15 protein-coding genes, 1 tRNA gene and 1 riboswitch are annotated in these 15,010 nt (G+C 39.8%); all 16 genes read left to right on the top strand.

Annotated elements, in window-relative coordinates:
* Positions 1-7 precede the first annotated feature (7 nt).
* A tRNA-Pro gene (locus NMM19_RS08235) sits at positions 8-81 on the top strand.
* A gap of 188 nt (positions 82-269) precedes the next feature.
* The gene (locus NMM19_RS08230; protein ID WP_178895558.1) at positions 270-1,544 is read left to right on the top strand and encodes a glycosyltransferase; all 1,275 of its coding nucleotides are present in this window, start codon (positions 270-272) and stop codon (positions 1,542-1,544) included.
* Positions 1,541-2,521, top strand: a complete 981-nt coding sequence (locus NMM19_RS08225) for an NAD(P)-dependent oxidoreductase (protein WP_178895557.1) — start codon at positions 1,541-1,543, stop codon at positions 2,519-2,521. The genes NMM19_RS08230 and NMM19_RS08225 overlap by 4 nt, the downstream gene beginning before the upstream one ends.
* On the top strand, positions 2,496-3,311 hold the full coding sequence (locus NMM19_RS08220; RefSeq protein ID WP_178895556.1) for an MBL fold metallo-hydrolase: 816 nt from the start codon (positions 2,496-2,498) through the stop codon (positions 3,309-3,311). Before NMM19_RS08225 ends, NMM19_RS08220 begins: the two co-directional genes overlap by 26 nt.
* Complete coding sequence (locus NMM19_RS08215) at positions 3,289-4,551, top strand: F390 synthetase-related protein (RefSeq protein ID WP_049495448.1); 1,263 nt, start codon at positions 3,289-3,291, stop codon at positions 4,549-4,551. The genes NMM19_RS08220 and NMM19_RS08215 overlap by 23 nt, the downstream gene beginning before the upstream one ends.
* A gap of 14 nt (positions 4,552-4,565) precedes the next feature.
* Complete coding sequence (locus tag NMM19_RS08210; protein ID WP_178895555.1) at positions 4,566-5,510, top strand: 3-oxoacyl-[acyl-carrier-protein] synthase III C-terminal domain-containing protein; 945 nt, start codon at positions 4,566-4,568, stop codon at positions 5,508-5,510.
* A gap of 171 nt (positions 5,511-5,681) precedes the next feature.
* The gene (gene cls, locus NMM19_RS08205) at positions 5,682-7,214 is read left to right on the top strand and encodes a cardiolipin synthase (protein ID WP_045613720.1); all 1,533 of its coding nucleotides are present in this window, start codon (positions 5,682-5,684) and stop codon (positions 7,212-7,214) included.
* Between the two features lie 78 nt (positions 7,215-7,292).
* Positions 7,293-7,395: riboswitch (TPP riboswitch) on the top strand.
* Positions 7,396-7,469: 74 nt separating this feature from the next.
* A complete protein-coding gene (locus NMM19_RS08200) occupies positions 7,470-7,760 on the top strand; it encodes an MTH1187 family thiamine-binding protein (protein WP_178895554.1) in 291 nt (96 codons plus the stop codon).
* Positions 7,723-8,481 (top strand): ABC transporter permease, encoded by a 759-nt coding sequence (locus tag NMM19_RS08195; protein WP_178895553.1) that lies wholly within the window; start codon positions 7,723-7,725, stop codon positions 8,479-8,481. The genes NMM19_RS08200 and NMM19_RS08195 overlap by 38 nt, the downstream gene beginning before the upstream one ends.
* Before the next feature lie 38 nt (positions 8,482-8,519).
* The gene (locus NMM19_RS08190) at positions 8,520-9,527 is read left to right on the top strand and encodes an ABC transporter substrate-binding protein (RefSeq protein WP_178895552.1); all 1,008 of its coding nucleotides are present in this window, start codon (positions 8,520-8,522) and stop codon (positions 9,525-9,527) included.
* Positions 9,527-10,255, top strand: coding sequence for an ABC transporter ATP-binding protein (locus NMM19_RS08185; RefSeq protein ID WP_254730852.1), 729 nt, complete (start codon positions 9,527-9,529; stop codon positions 10,253-10,255). The genes NMM19_RS08190 and NMM19_RS08185 overlap by 1 nt, the downstream gene beginning before the upstream one ends.
* Positions 10,256-10,358: 103 nt before the next feature.
* On the top strand, positions 10,359-10,571 hold the full coding sequence (locus NMM19_RS08180) for a hypothetical protein (protein ID WP_178895550.1): 213 nt from the start codon (positions 10,359-10,361) through the stop codon (positions 10,569-10,571).
* Positions 10,572-10,620: 49 nt separating this feature from the next.
* Positions 10,621-10,920 carry a hypothetical protein gene (locus tag NMM19_RS08175; protein WP_178895549.1) on the top strand — a complete coding sequence of 100 codons (300 nt, stop codon included), beginning with the start codon at positions 10,621-10,623 and terminating at the stop codon, positions 10,918-10,920.
* A 326-nt stretch (positions 10,921-11,246) separates the two neighbouring features.
* The gene (locus NMM19_RS08170) at positions 11,247-11,705 is read left to right on the top strand and encodes a CtsR family transcriptional regulator (protein ID WP_178895548.1); all 459 of its coding nucleotides are present in this window, start codon (positions 11,247-11,249) and stop codon (positions 11,703-11,705) included.
* 6 nt (positions 11,706-11,711) lie between these two features.
* Entirely contained in the window at positions 11,712-14,144 is a 2,433-nt protein-coding gene (locus NMM19_RS08165) for an ATP-dependent Clp protease ATP-binding subunit (RefSeq protein ID WP_178895547.1), read from the top strand.
* A 75-nt stretch (positions 14,145-14,219) separates the two neighbouring features.
* Positions 14,220-14,993 carry an NUDIX hydrolase gene (locus NMM19_RS08160; protein WP_178895546.1) on the top strand — a complete coding sequence of 258 codons (774 nt, stop codon included), beginning with the start codon at positions 14,220-14,222 and terminating at the stop codon, positions 14,991-14,993.
* The last annotated feature ends 17 nt before the right edge of the window (positions 14,994-15,010 follow it).

Below are 15,010 nucleotides of genomic sequence, written 5' to 3'. Positions count from 1 at the left end.
TTTAACTCGGGAAGTAGCTCAGCTTGGTAGAGTACTTGGTTTGGGACCAAGGTGTCGCAGGTTCGAATCCTGTCTTCCCGATTGGTCAATACTTAAATTGAGGCAGTTGCCTTTTTTTTATTTTTATATTTGATTTTTATCATTATTATCTGTAAATTCACATTGCACTTTCTTAAATGTTTCGTTACCTTTTTATGTCAAAACTAATAAATAAGTAAAGAATTATCTTATCGATAGTTCTTTTTTTTAATTTTTGGTATTCTAGACATATGAAAAGAATCAATATTGATGTTGTGGTTGTCCCTTTAAGTGGTCATTTGTACCCAACAATGAATTTATTAGCACCTCTACTTAACAATCCTAAGTATAAGATTCGTTTGTTTACAGGTCCTCAAAAGAAAGCTGTTTGTCAAGCTGCTGGTTTTCATGTAGTTCCCATACTAGAAAATCACATTGAGGATTTTGAATGTGCTGCAAATAATGATCAGCAATTAGGAATTTTATCGGCCTATCATCAACTTTCTTCAAGTATTGATTTAATTAACTTAGTTTCAGATCAATTATTTGATGAGTGGAGCAAGGATCGGCCAGATATTGTCGTAGCTGATTTTATAACCTTGTCAGGTGGTTTAGTAGCTAATCAACTTGGAATTCCGTGGATATCAACTATGGCTACCCAGTTTGCGATTGAAACGACAGATGGTCCTCCTTGTTTCTTTGGTGGACTGGGAAGTTCCAAGAATGGTTGGCAAGTTTCGGTCCAATTCCTAGGTAGAAAAGCAACTCGTTTAGTGAAACGAATTGTATCTTTTCTGCTTCGGAATCGCTTAAAAAGATATAATTTTAAATTGTATAATCAACTCGGTCAAGAGACCATATATTCTCCATATTCAATTCTTGGTATTGGTATGAAAGAAGTGGAGTTAAAAAAAGGATTTCCAAAACATTACAAGTGGGTGGGGCCTTCAGGAGCTTCAGTAGAGGCTGGAAAGGACTATCCGTTAGATTTATCAACCTTTTCTAATCAAAAGAAAGTCTTAGTGACTTGTGGTACACAACTTGCTTGGGCAAAAGAAAATCTTATTTATCAAGCTACGCAACTTGCAAAAGCTCATCCTGATTGTCACTTTTTTGTGACTCGTGGTGTAGGTGGAGAGACCTTCCAATGTGAAAATCTCATGGAGAACCTTTCCGTAGTTTCTTATCTACCTTATAAGGAGTACATTCCCCAGATGGATTACGTGATTCATCACGGGGGAGCTGGGATTTTTTATCAATGTATCATTTATGGTAAACCAGCTTTGATATTACCTCATGATTATGATCAATTTGATTATGCCGTTCGTGGGGTTGAAGCCGGTGTTGCTTTCTCAGCTAAAAGAGATAATAGTAAGGCCATTGGACAAGCCTTTGAGGAGCTGTTAGCTAAAGAAAATTGGCCAGAATTAGAGACTTTGCGCCAAGCAGCACAGTCTTATCATCCGACGGAAATGTTAGAGAGAGAAATCCATCGTCTGCTAGAAGATAAGGAGAAGGAAAAATGAAAACAGTTTTAGTAACTGGAGCGACAGGTTTCCTGGGTAAATATGTTGTAGAAGAATTAGTCGTGCATGGCTATCAGGTTCGAGCTTTTGGTAGAAGCAGTAAGGTTGGTTGCTCTTTAGAGAATTCTTCGGTTAGTTTTTTTCAGGGTGATTTGACCAAAGCTGATGATGTGCTAGAGGCTTGCAAGGGGATGGATTTGGTCGTTCATGCGGGAGCTCTGTCAACAGTTTGGGGCCCTTGGGAAGATTTTTATCAGACTAATGTTTTAGGAACCAAATATGTTCTCGAGGCATGTCGCCAAAAAGGTATTCAACGTTTAGTCTATGTATCCTCACCAAGCATCTATGCTGCTCCTAAGGATCAGTTGGCTATCAAAGAAAGTGATGCTCCAGAGGAAAATAATCTCAATAACTATATCCGCAGTAAATTGGCTTCGGAGAAACTCTTTAAAGATTATCCAGATGTTCCGAGTATCATCTTGAGACCTCGTGGACTTTTTGGGATTGGAGATACCAGCATCTTGCCACGGGTGATTAAACTTAGTCAAAAAATTGGAATTCCTTTGATTGGAGATGGACGTCAGCTCATGGACATGACCTGTGTGGAAAATGTTGCTTTAGCAATTCGTTCAGCTTTGGAAGCTCCAGAAGCAAAAGGTGAGGTTTATAACATTACTAATGGTGAACCGAGGGCTTTTAGAGATTTGCTAGAGGAAAGTTTGACAGGTCTGGGTTATCCAATCAAATATAGAAAAATTCCAGCATCTCTCTTATCAAGAATTGCAAGTAGTTTAGAATTTATATACAAGACCTTAAACCTTAAAGGGGAGCCAGCTCTGACACGCTATACCTATTACCTGCTTCGCTATAGTCAAACGCTGGATATTAGCAAGGCCGAGAGGGAATTGGGGTATCATCCGAAAATTAGTATTTCAGAAGGGATTGAACAATATGTCCAAGATTATCGAAAGCATTGAGTATTTCCCAGCCGGATATTGTACGAGTTATGCCGGTTTGCTTTTTAAGGGTGTCAAGAATAGAAAGATGACTTTCCCTGCAGGAGTGTTCCTTATCAAGCACAGGGATAAAGGATATTTTCTCTATGATACTGGCTATCACTATGATATTAAGACGAAACTTCGTTATGCTTTTTACCGTTTGGGGACGCCAGTTCAAATGACGGAGAAAGATCAGATTTTGCACATGCTGAAATCTAAAGGGATCAAGCCAGAAGAAATTAACTATGTCTTGTTGTCTCATCTACATCCAGATCATTTGGGAGGGGCTAGCTTCTTTCCGAATGCAAACTTTATCCTGACCCAGGAAGTCTATGATGTTTACAAGAAACCAAAACTAAAAGATTTAATTTTTAAAGAATTTTTGCCGAGTGACTTTGAGGAAAGATTGACAGTCATCAAGGCAAATCAACAAAATGCTAACTTTAAGTATCGCCCTACCATCGATCTTTTTGGAGACGGAAGTATCCTTGTAGCTTCGATAAATGGGCATGCTAAGGGGCAAGCTTGTCTCTTTATTCCAGATTATGATCTCTTTATCGCAGCAGATCTTTGTTGGGGAATTGACCTTTTACCCTACACGAAACAGATGCATCTGATTCCTTCCTTGGTGCAAGATAGTAAGGATGACTATATCAAAGGAACGGAGCTCTTGGAAGAGGTTTTAAAGGATGGAATAGAAGTGCTAGTTAGCCATGACCCTGTAGAAAGGATTGAGCGGATTTTGTATGAAAAAAATAACCTTTCTTAAAACTTTTATCCAAACTCGCTGGCTTCATAACTTTAGATCTCGAGAAGAATTAGAAAACTATCAGAAAAAGCAACTGGCTGCCTATATGGATTTTCTCAAACGTGAATCACCTTATTTTAAAAATGGTGTACCTAACGACTTTGATCATATGGATAAGGCTTTTATGATGACGCATTTCAATGAGCTTAATACTCAAGGTGTGGATCGAGACGAGGCCTTGGATTTGGCTATCGAAAGTGAAAAGACCAGGAATTTTACAGAGCTCAAGGGAGAAATAGCTGTTGGTTTGTCTTCTGGAACATCTGGACACCGGGGACTTTTTATCACAACTGAAAAAGAGAGAAGTATGTGGGCAGCAGCTATCTTGGCAAAGATGTTGCCCAAGGGCCAACTTTTTGGACACCGCATAGCCTTTTTCCTCAGAGCGGATAATGAACTCTATCAGACCATCAATACGGCACTTATTCGTTTAGAGTACTTTGATATTTTCAAGAATACAGATGAGCACATAGAGCGTCTCAATAGTTATCAACCGACCATTGTAGTGGCACCTGCTTCTATGTTGATTGAATTGAGTAAGCGCCTAAAGATAGGAGAATTAAGGATTCGTCCACAAAAAATCGTTTCGGTGGCTGAAATCTTGGAAGATAGTGATAAAGAGCGAATTTTGAGCGCTTTTGAGTTGCCGATTATTGACCAAGTCTACCAGGCAACCGAAGGTTTCCTAGCTTGCACTTGCTCTGCTGGGAATCTTCATCTCAATGAAGATATCATATTTGTAGAAAAACACTACTTGGATGAACGACGTTTTTATCCAGTGATTACGGATTTTAAACGAAGCAGTCAGCCTGTTTATTGCTACCAGCTCAACGATATCTTGGTTGAGAATCCTGAACCTTGTCCATGTGGATCTCATTACACAAGGATTGACAAGGTCGAAGGGCGTTCTGACGACATCTTCTATTTTGATGGACAGGACGGAGGTCAGGTAACGATTTATCCTGACTTTATCAGACGTTGCATTCTCTTTGTGGAGAATGTTGGAGATTACCAAGTCAAACAACATTCTGATAAGCTAGTGGAAGTTTGTTTGAGTCGAAGAGATGAGCAAGTAGAAACAGCGATTACAGAGCAGTTTCTACTTTTGGCGCAACAAAAAGAGTTTAAAGAACCTGAAATACAATTTTCAGATTATCACTGGGATACAAGTCGTAAGCTCAAACGTATCCAACGTTTATGAAAGGACAAAAAATTATGACAGAAGTAAAAAGACATGTAGAAATTGCAGGTTATGGAGTCTGCCTTCCAAAAAATACGGTGCAATTTAAAGACCAGACCCGTCATCGTGTGGTTGAAAATGAAGAAACGCAACTAGATTTGGCAGAAGCAGCTATCCAAGCTGCTCTTGAAAATGCAAATTTGAGTATGAAAGACATTGATTGCCTGGTATCAGCTAGTGCGGTTGGTGTTCAGCCGATTCCTTGTACGGCAGCTTTGATTCATGAACGTGTGGCAAAAGGGCTCTCTATCCCGGCTATGGATATTAATACCACTTGTACAAGTTTTATCTCTGCTTTATCAACCATGTCACATTTGATTGAAGCTGGGGAATACCATCGTGTTTTGATTGTATCCAGTGAAGTTGGTAGCTTGGGCCTTAATCCAAAGCAAAAAGAAAGTTATGAACTCTTTGGTGATGGAGCTGCAGCCTTTATTTTCCAAGCAAGTGACAAGGATAAGGGAGTGATAGCAAGCCTTCAACGTACTTGGTCAGAGGGAGCCCACGATACTGAAATCCGTGGAGGTTTGACTTCATATCAACCAAAAGAGTACTCTGAAGAAACGAAGACCAATTTCATGTTTGATATGAAAGGGAAGAAAATCCTCTTGCTTTCTGCTCGTGTCATTCCAGAAATGTTCCAAGAATTCCAAGAGAAATCTGGTATTTCTAAAGATGCTGTAGACTATATTATTCCCCACCAAGCTAGTCGAGCATTACCACTTGTTATGGATAAATTAGGAGTTAACAAAGACAAGTATCTCAATATTGTCAGTGAGTATGGGAATATGGTTTCCGTTGCGGTACCTTTTGGCTTGGCCTATGCACTCGATCATGGCTATGTGAAGGAAGGAGATACTATCTTCTTAATGGGGACTGCAGCTGGTATGACGGTTAATATGTTGGCGTTGAAATTGTAAAACGAGAGCAGGCACATGTAAATTGCCTGCTTTTTAAATGATTTTATAGGTAGAAGTATCGGCCTAAACAGGAAAAAGCTTGCTAAGTTTTATGAAACTAAGTATACTAGAAGGTGACAAGCGTTTTCAGACGTTGAATTAGGGAGTAGACTTAGAAATTGAGAGGGAGATATGGGGACAAGAAAATTTCGATTATTGATGTCCAAGTATGGCTTTAGTATTGCGATAATTCTGATAGAATTATTTGTTATTTTTGGCATTATTCTTTACATGAGTCAGATTGCTCCGCTTGTTTGGGTTTCCCTTGTATTTCTGGTTAGCGTAGCAACTGTTATAGCGATTGTCAATCGCTCCATGTCTCCTGAGAGCAAGGTGACTTGGTTGATTGTGACCTTTGTGCCGGTGTTTGGTCCACTGCTTTATCTCATGTTCGGTGAAAGAAGGCTATCAAAAAAAGAACTGAAACAACTCCAGGAATTGAATTCTATTGCATTTCATGAGAATAATGGGCGCCAACTCCATCTGCAGCTACAGGAGACAGATAAATCAGCTTATGGAATTATCAATGCCTTGCTACATATGGATAGTAATGCAGAAGTCTATGACCAGACAGATTCACAATTTTTCGCAAGTGGCGAGGAAATGTGGCAACAGATGCTGAAGGATCTTAAAAGAGCTGAAAAGTTTATTTTTCTTGAATACTATATTGTCGAAGAGGGCTTGATGTGGGATAGCATGCTCGAAATTCTCGAAGAAAAAGCTGCTCAGGGTGTTGAAGTCAAGATGCTCTATGACGATATTGGTTGTATGGTGACTTTGCCTGGGGATTATACTGTTTATTTGCGGTCTAAAGGAATTGATGCTCATAAGTTTAATAAGGTGATTCCTCGTATGACAGTGGCCTATAACAACCGTGACCACCGTAAAATCTTGGTCATTGATGGGCAGATTTCCTACACTGGTGGGATCAACCTCGCAGACGAATATATCAATCATATTGAACGTTTTGGACACTGGAAAGATAGTGGAATTCGGATAGATGGTCCGGCGACTCAAGCCTTTACCAGACTATTTCTCATGAACTGGTACATCAACCGTGGGGAAATCAGTGACTTTGATCAGTATCATTTGGAAAATCAGACACGGTCTGGTAGTGGTCTTTGTATCCCATACGGTAGTGGACCGAAACCAATCTACCAGATGAAGGTGGGTAAAATTGTCTATCAAAATCTGATTAATCAAGCAGAGGATTTTGTTTATATCACAACGCCTTATCTCATTATCGATTATGATTTAACAGAGGATATAAAGAATGCGGCGATGCGAGGTGTAGATGTGAGAATAGTCACACCCCACATACCAGATAAGAAACTCATTCAACTTGTAACACGGGGAGCTTATCCAGATCTTTTATCTGCGGGTGTTCGCATTTTTGAATACACACCTGGTTTTATCCATAGTAAGCAAATGATTGTTGATGATCGATTTGCGGCTGTGGGTACGATTAACTTGGATTATCGTAGCTTGGTCCACCACTATGAAAATGCAGTACTACTCTACAAAACAGAGTCAATCGCGGATATTCGCAAAGATTTTGAAGAAATTTTTGAACAATCTCAAGAAATCTTCTCGGATACCATAAATCCTACATGGTATCAAATGATGATTAAAGAAGTAACACAGTTATTTGCACCTATGCTTTAATTGAAAGAGACGGTTTTTCGTCTCTTTTTCTGTAAGCAGTTTCCTTGACATCTTATTTATTTTTCGTTATCATATGTCCATATAATATATGGGAGTCTGTGTACAGTCTGAGAGGAAGTGTTAAACTTCGACCGCACCTGATCTGGGTAATGCCAGCGTAGGGAACGATACTTGGCCTAATTTTGCACCTTTTTCATATATGAAAGAGGTTTTTCTTTTTTTCAAAGAAAAACTGTAACTTAGAAGGAGGTTTTAATGAAAGCAAGCATTGCTTTACAAGTCCTACCCCTGTCACAAGGGATTGACCGCATAGCTGTTATTGATCAAGTCATTGCTTATCTGCAAGCTCAAGGAGTGACTATGGTAGTGACACCCTTTGAAACGGTCTTAGAGGGAGACTTTGATCAACTCATGCGCATTCTCAAAGAAGCATTAGAAGTGGCAGGTCAAGGGGCAGACAATGTTTTTGCCAATGTGAAAATAAATGTAGGAGAGATTTTAAGCATCGATGAGAAACTTGAAAAATATAATGAGACGGCACATTAGTCTGCTAGGATTTTTGGGTGTCTTATCTCTTTGGCAGGTAGCGGGTTTGTTAAAACTCTTACCAAAGTTTATCTTGCCGACACCACTTGAAATCCTTCAGTCTTTTGTTCGTGACAGAGAATTTCTCTGGTACCACAGCTGGGCAACCTTGAGAGTAGCCTTGTTAGGTTTGGTCTTGGGTGTCTTGATAGCCTGTATCATGGCCGTCCTTATGGATAGTCTGGGCTGGTTAAATGACCTGATTTACCCAATGATGGTGGTTGTCCAGACCATACCGACCATTGCCATAGCGCCTATTCTGGTTTTGTGGCTTGGTTATGGAATCTTGCCCAAGATTGTCTTGATTATCTTGACGACAACTTTTCCTATCATCGTCAGTATTTTGGATGGATTTAGGCATTGTGACAAGGACATGCTGACCTTGTTTAGTTTGATGCGAGCAAATCCTTGGCAAATCCTTTGGCATTTTAAAATCCCTGTCAGCCTGCCCTACTTTTATGCAGGATTGAGGGTCAGTGTCTCCTACGCCTTTATCACAACAGTTGTATCCGAGTGGTTGGGAGGCTTTGAAGGACTTGGTGTCTACATGATTCAGTCCAAGAAACTGTTTCAGTATGATACCATGTTTGCGATTATTATTCTGGTATCGCTTATCAGCCTTCTGGGTATGAAGTTGGTCGATGTCAGTGAAAAATATGTGATTAAATGGAAACGTTCATAGAACAATAACGTTTGAGAAAAAGAAAAGAGGAAATAAAAATGAAGAAAAAATGGAAAGTGTTTTTAACGATTGTAACAGCTCTTGTAGCTGTCGTGCTTGTGGCTTGTGGTCAAGGAACTGCTTCTAAGGATAACAAAGAAGCAGAACTCAAAAAAATTGACTTTATCCTAGACTGGACACCAAATACCAACCACACAGGACTTTATGTAGCTAAGGAAAAAGGCTATTTCAAGGAAGCTGGAGTGGACGTTGATTTGAAATTGCCACCAGAAGAGAGTTCATCTGATTTAGTAATCAACGGTAAGGCGCCATTCGCTATCTATTTCCAAGACTATATGGCTAAGAAATTGGAAAAAGGGGCAGGCATTACTGCCGTTGCAGCGATTGTAGAACACAATACATCAGGAATTATCTCTCGTAAGTCTGACAATATCAATAGTCCAAAAGATTTGGTTGGTAAGAAATACGGAACCTGGAATGACCCGACTGAGCTTGCTATGTTGAAAACCTTGGTAGAATCTCAAGGTGGAGACTTTGAGAAGGTTGAAAAAGTACCAAATAACGACTCAAACTCTATCACACCGATTGCCAACGGCGTATTTGACTCTGCTTGGATTTATTATGGTTGGGATGGAATCCTTGCCAAATCTCAAGGTGTGGATGCAAACTTTATGTATTTGAAAGACTATGTAAAAGAGTTTGACTACTACTCACCAGTTATCATCGCTAACAACGATTATCTGAAAGACAATAAAGAAGAAGCTCGTAAAGTTATCCAAGCCATCAAAAAAGGCTACCAATATGCCATGGAGCACCCAGAAGAAGCTGCAGATATCCTCATCAAAAATGCACCTGAACTCAAAGATAAACGTGACTTTGTCATCGAATCTCAGAAATACTTGTCAAAAGAATATGCAAGTGACAAGGAAAAATGGGGACAATTTGATGCCGATCGCTGGAATGCCTTCTACAAATGGGATAAGGAAAATGGAATCCTCAAGGAAGACTTGACTGATAAAGGATTTACCAACGAATTTGTAAAATAATGACAGAAATTAGACTAGAACACGTAAGCTATGCCTACGATGATGAAAAGATTTTAAAGGATATTAACCTGCAAGTGACTTCAGGTGAAGTTGTCTCTATCCTAGGCCCCAGTGGTGTAGGAAAGACAACCCTCTTTAACCTGATTGCAGGCATTTTAGAAGTCCAGTCAGGACGAATCATTCTTGACGGAGAGGAAAATCCTAAGGGGCGCGTGAGCTATATGTTACAAAAGGATCTGCTTTTGGAACATAAGACGGTGCTAGGAAATATCATCTTGCCCCTCTTAATTCAAAAGGTAGATAAGGCAGAAGCTATTGCCAAAGCAGATGAAATTCTTGCTACCTTTCAGTTGACGGCTGTAAGGGATAAGTACCCTCATGAACTCAGTGGTGGGATGCGCCAGCGTGTGGCTTTACTTCGTACCTATCTTTTCGGACATAAGCTTTTTCTTCTAGACGAGGCATTTAGTGCCTTGGATGAGATGACCAAAATGGAACTTCATGCCTGGTATCTTGATATTCATAAACAGCTAGGCCTGACGACACTTATCATCACCCATAGTATCGAGGAGGCCCTTAACCTTAGTGATCGGATTTATATCTTGAAAAATCGCCCGGGACAGATTGTTTCTGAAGTCAAACTCGACTGGTCTGAAACTGAAGACAAGGAAGTTCAAAAAATTGCCTATAAACGGAAAATTTTAGAGGAATTGGGCTTGAATAATTAGAAATATAGAGAGTTGGTGAGGTTGATACTTTGCCATCTCTTTTTTGTCTATAAATGGAAATTCTGATAGATAAAAAGTGATATAATTGACTTATGGTGTTATGATGAAAAAAGATGAAATTAAAAAATATTTAGACACAGATCTTGAATTTAATGTTAATGGCCGAGGTGCTTGTTTCTTATCTAGCATTTGTGTAGCTGGTTATGATTATGAAGGTCAGAAGTTTGATACAATTGATGAAGCTATGGAAGCTAAAGTTTTTGATGGTAAAAGTTTAGTAGATATATGGGATGAAGTTTTTCTACAAATATCTTAAAATAAAAAATATGGACACATTATTGCAATAGATGATAGAAAGAGCATGAATGATGTTAAATAATGAACTAAATGACTATAACAAAACAGACTCATCTGATGAAATAGATGAACTCATTACTTCGGAGTCTAATCTTGAAGGGTACAGTGATTTTTACAAAGATAGTGAAGAGTCAAAAGTTTGGTGGATTGATAAGATAGATGTTAGAGGAGAAATATTATTCAGCTTTGACCAGAAAAAAATTTATAACCTTTTTCGTGATTATCCTCACAATATGACTGAAGAAGAAGTTAGAATTTTTGATAGAGAAAATCCTTACTGGAGAGATTTTTTCTCGGATAGAATATGAACTATAGTAGAAAAAACTGTGAAAAATTCACACTACAAAAAACTTCGGTATACCATTAATGATACCGAAGTTTTTTTCTAGACTTTACGAAATATTTCTTAGATTTGATGATAAATAACATACTTTCAAAGGATTTGAAAGCTAGGTGTAATTTTGTTATTATAACATAAGTGTAGAATAGAGAATGGAATAAGGCATAGTTTGCTATCGGGAGCAATTTTAAAAGTCAGTATTTTCAAGGATTAAGCCCTAAAAGTTTGACTTATAGAGTCGTAAATGATAGTATAGTCAAAGATAGTCAAAGTTTAAGAAGGAGGTAGCAAGCTATGAAATTTAAAAATACATCGGATCATATTGAAGCCTATATCAAGGCAATTTTAGAACAATCTGGTATCGTAGAATTGCAACGAAGCCAGCTAGCGGATACCTTTCAAGTGGTACCTAGCCAGATTAACTATGTGATTAAAACTCGTTTTACAGAGAGTAGAGGATATCTAGTTGAGAGTAAACGTGGTGGTGGGGGTTATATTCGCATTGGTCGAATTGAATTTTCTAACCATCATGATATGCTCCGCGATTTGTTGTATTCAGTGGGTGAAGAAGTCAGCCAAGTTATCTTTGAAGATGTTTTAAAACTTTTACTTGAACAAGAACTCTTGACTCGTCAGGAGATGAATCTGTTAGTTGCAACGGCCTCAGATCGTGTTTTGGGCGAGGAAGCTGATTATATTCGTGCGAATATGCTTCGTCAGATATTGCATGAAGTAGATAGAAAAGGAAAATAAAATTTAATGGAATATTCAAAAGCATTGAGAGAATGTATAGACAGTGCCTTTCTAGTGGCGAGTCGCTTTGGAGCAGACTACCTGGAGTCTTGGCACCTACTGATTGCTATGGCTAATCATAGCTACAGTGTTGCTGGAGCAACTTTGAACGAGTTTCCATATGAAATTGATCGTTTAGAGGAGGTAGCTGTTGAATTAACAGAGGCAAACTTTAACCACAAGGAAGATTACAAGGAACTCCCTTTTTCCTATCGTTTAAACGTCTTGATGTTGGAGGCGGAACATGTTGCCTCCGTTGTACATGCAAAAGCATTGGGAACTGAGCACCTTCTCTACGCAATCTTGCATGACGGCAATGCTTTAGCTACTCGCATTTTGGAAAAAGCAGGATTTTCTTATGAAGACCAGAAGGACCAAGTCAAGATTGCTGGACTTCGTCGTAGCCTTGAAGCGCGTGCTGGTTGGACAAAGGAAGATTTGAAGGCTCTACGTCAGCGCCATCGCTCAGTAGCAGATAAGCAAAACTCCATGGCTAATATGATGGGCATGCCTCAAACTCCAAGTGGTGGTTTGGAAGATTACACTCATGATCTCACAGAGCAAGCTCGTTCAGGCAAATTGGAGCCAGTTATCGGACGTGATCAAGAAATCTCTCGTATGATTCAAATTTTGAGCCGGAAGACAAAGAATAATCCTGTACTAGTTGGTGACGCAGGTGTTGGTAAAACAGCTCTAGCACTTGGACTAGCTCAGCGAATTGCTAGTGGAGATGTACCGGTTGAAATGGCTAAGATGCGAGTCTTAGAACTCGATTTGATGAATGTGGTTGCAGGGACACGTTTCCGTGGTGATTTTGAAGAGCGCATGAACAACATCATTAAAGACATTGAGGAAGATGGTCAGGTTATTCTCTTTATAGATGAGCTCCATACCATCATGGGTTCAGGGAGCGGGATTGATTCGACCTTGGATGCAGCCAATATCTTGAAGCCAGCCTTGGCGCGTGGAACTTTGAGAACGGTTGGTGCCACCACTCAGGAAGAATACCAAAAACACATCGAAAAAGACGCAGCCCTTTCTCGTCGCTTTGCAAAAGTGATGATTGAGGAGCCGAGCGTGGCTGACAGTATGGCTATCTTACAGGGCTTGAAAGCAACTTATGAGAAGCACCACCATGTCCAAATTACAGACGATGCTGTAGAAACAGCTGTTAAAATGGCGCATCGCTATTTGACAAGCCGTCACTTGCCAGACTCAGCGATTGACCTTTTGGATGAAGCAGCAGCGACAGTCCAAAACAAATCGAAACATGTGAAATCAGATGAGTCAGGTTTAACAGCAGCTGACAAGGCCTTGATGGATGGCAAATGGAAGCAAGCAGCGCAGCTCATTTCAAAAGAGCAGGTAACCCCTGTTTACAAAGATGTCGTAAAAGAATCTGATATTTTGACAACCTTGAGTCGCTTGTCAGGCATTCCAGTTCAAAAATTGACGCAAACAGATGCTAAGAAGTATCTCAATCTTGAAGCTGAACTCCACAAGCGTGTGATTGAGCAAGAACAAGCAGTATCTAGTATCAGTCGTGCCATTCGCCGAAATCAATCAGGTATTCGCAATAACAAACGTCCAATTGGATCCTTTATGTTCTTAGGACCAACTGGTGTTGGTAAAACTGAATTGGCTAAGGCTTTGGCAGAAGTCCTCTTTGATGACGAATCTGCCCTTATCCGCTTTGATATGAGTGAGTACATGGAGAAATTTGCAGCTAGCCGTCTCAACGGAGCTCCTCCAGGTTATGTAGGCTATGAAGAAGGTGGAGAGTTGACTGAGAAGGTCCGCAATAAACCATATTCAGTCTTGCTTTTTGACGAGGTAGAAAAGGCTCACCCAGATATCTTTAATGTTCTCTTGCAGGTCTTAGATGATGGTGTCTTGACGGACAGTAAAGGCCGTAAGGTTGATTTTTCAAATACCATCATTATCATGACGTCGAACCTTGGTGCGACAGCTCTTCGTGATGACAAGACAGTCGGTTTTGGAGCTAAGGATATTCGTTTTGATCAGGAAAATATGGAAAAACGAATGTTTGAAGAGTTGAAAAAGACATATCGTCCAGAGTTCATCAACCGTATTGATGAAAAAGTGGTCTTCCATAGCTTGTCAAGTCAAGATATGCAGGAAGTGGTTAAGATTATGGTCAAACCACTGATTGCAAGCCTGGCAGAAAAAGGAATTGACTTGAAACTCCAAGCATCTGCCCTGAAGCTTCTAGCTCAGCAAGGCTATGATCCAGAGATGGGGGCTCGTCCACTGCGCAGAACTCTGCAAACAGAAGTAGAAGACAAACTAGCAGAACTCCTTCTTACAGGTGAACTGAAAGAAGGTAAGACACTGAAGATTGGCGTCAAAGCTGGTCAATTGAAGTTTGACATTGTATAAAAACAAGAACTAGGATACTCCAGTTACAGTAGAGAGAAACCCTTCATTGCCATCAATGCAGAAAGGAAGTAGAAGATGATGAATCAGAAAATTCCAACCGGGATGACAGAAAAAGAGTATTTTGAAGTTCATGCAAGCCAGGAGGAGTTTCTTGAGTGGTATCACCAGCAAGAACTCCCTCAGTATGAAAAGCCAAGTGTGACTGTGGACATGGTAGCCTATTGCTTTGTAGAAGGGAAAATGAAGCTCTTTCTGATTCGTCGGAAGGCACACCCTTTTCAAAATTGCTTAGCGCTAGTTGGTGGTTTTATGGATGAAGGGGAAGATGCTGCCCATGCTTGCCAGCGTGAGGTAAAAGAAGAAATCAATCTTGAGCTTCCACTGGAAAAGATTGAGCAGCTAGTGACAGTATCTACTCCTGGTCGTGATCCCAGGGGTTGGACAGTTACCATTGCCCACTTGGTTTACCTACCTGGTCGAGCGTTTGACCTGGCTAAGGCAGGAGATGATGCAAAAGAAGTCCTTCTTGTAGATGTTGATTTTCACACAGGTAAGTGTTATTTGGATGGAAAAGAACTGGAAGAGAAGGACTTTGCATTTGACCACTTATCCATTATTCAAACATCCATCAAGAAAATTAAAAAAGCTATCGACTATGACCCTCGTTTCCTTTATCTACTAGAGGATGAGTTCACAGTGGATGATGGGTTAGCCCTCGTTGAGACTCTATGCCCAGGCAAATCATGTACGAGTGATAGTTTCTTATCGAAATATTGTCATAGCTTAGAGGAAGTTGGTTTTAAACGGATTCCTCAAAAGGAAGTTATCACTATTTATCGATTAAAATAAAAAGTGAGGTCGGGATT

The organism is Streptococcus sp. CF8_St5-17 (assembly GCF_024295665.1).
Taxonomy (GTDB): domain Bacteria; phylum Bacillota; class Bacilli; order Lactobacillales; family Streptococcaceae; genus Streptococcus.
This window is presented reverse-complemented; position numbering and strand designations above follow the sequence as displayed.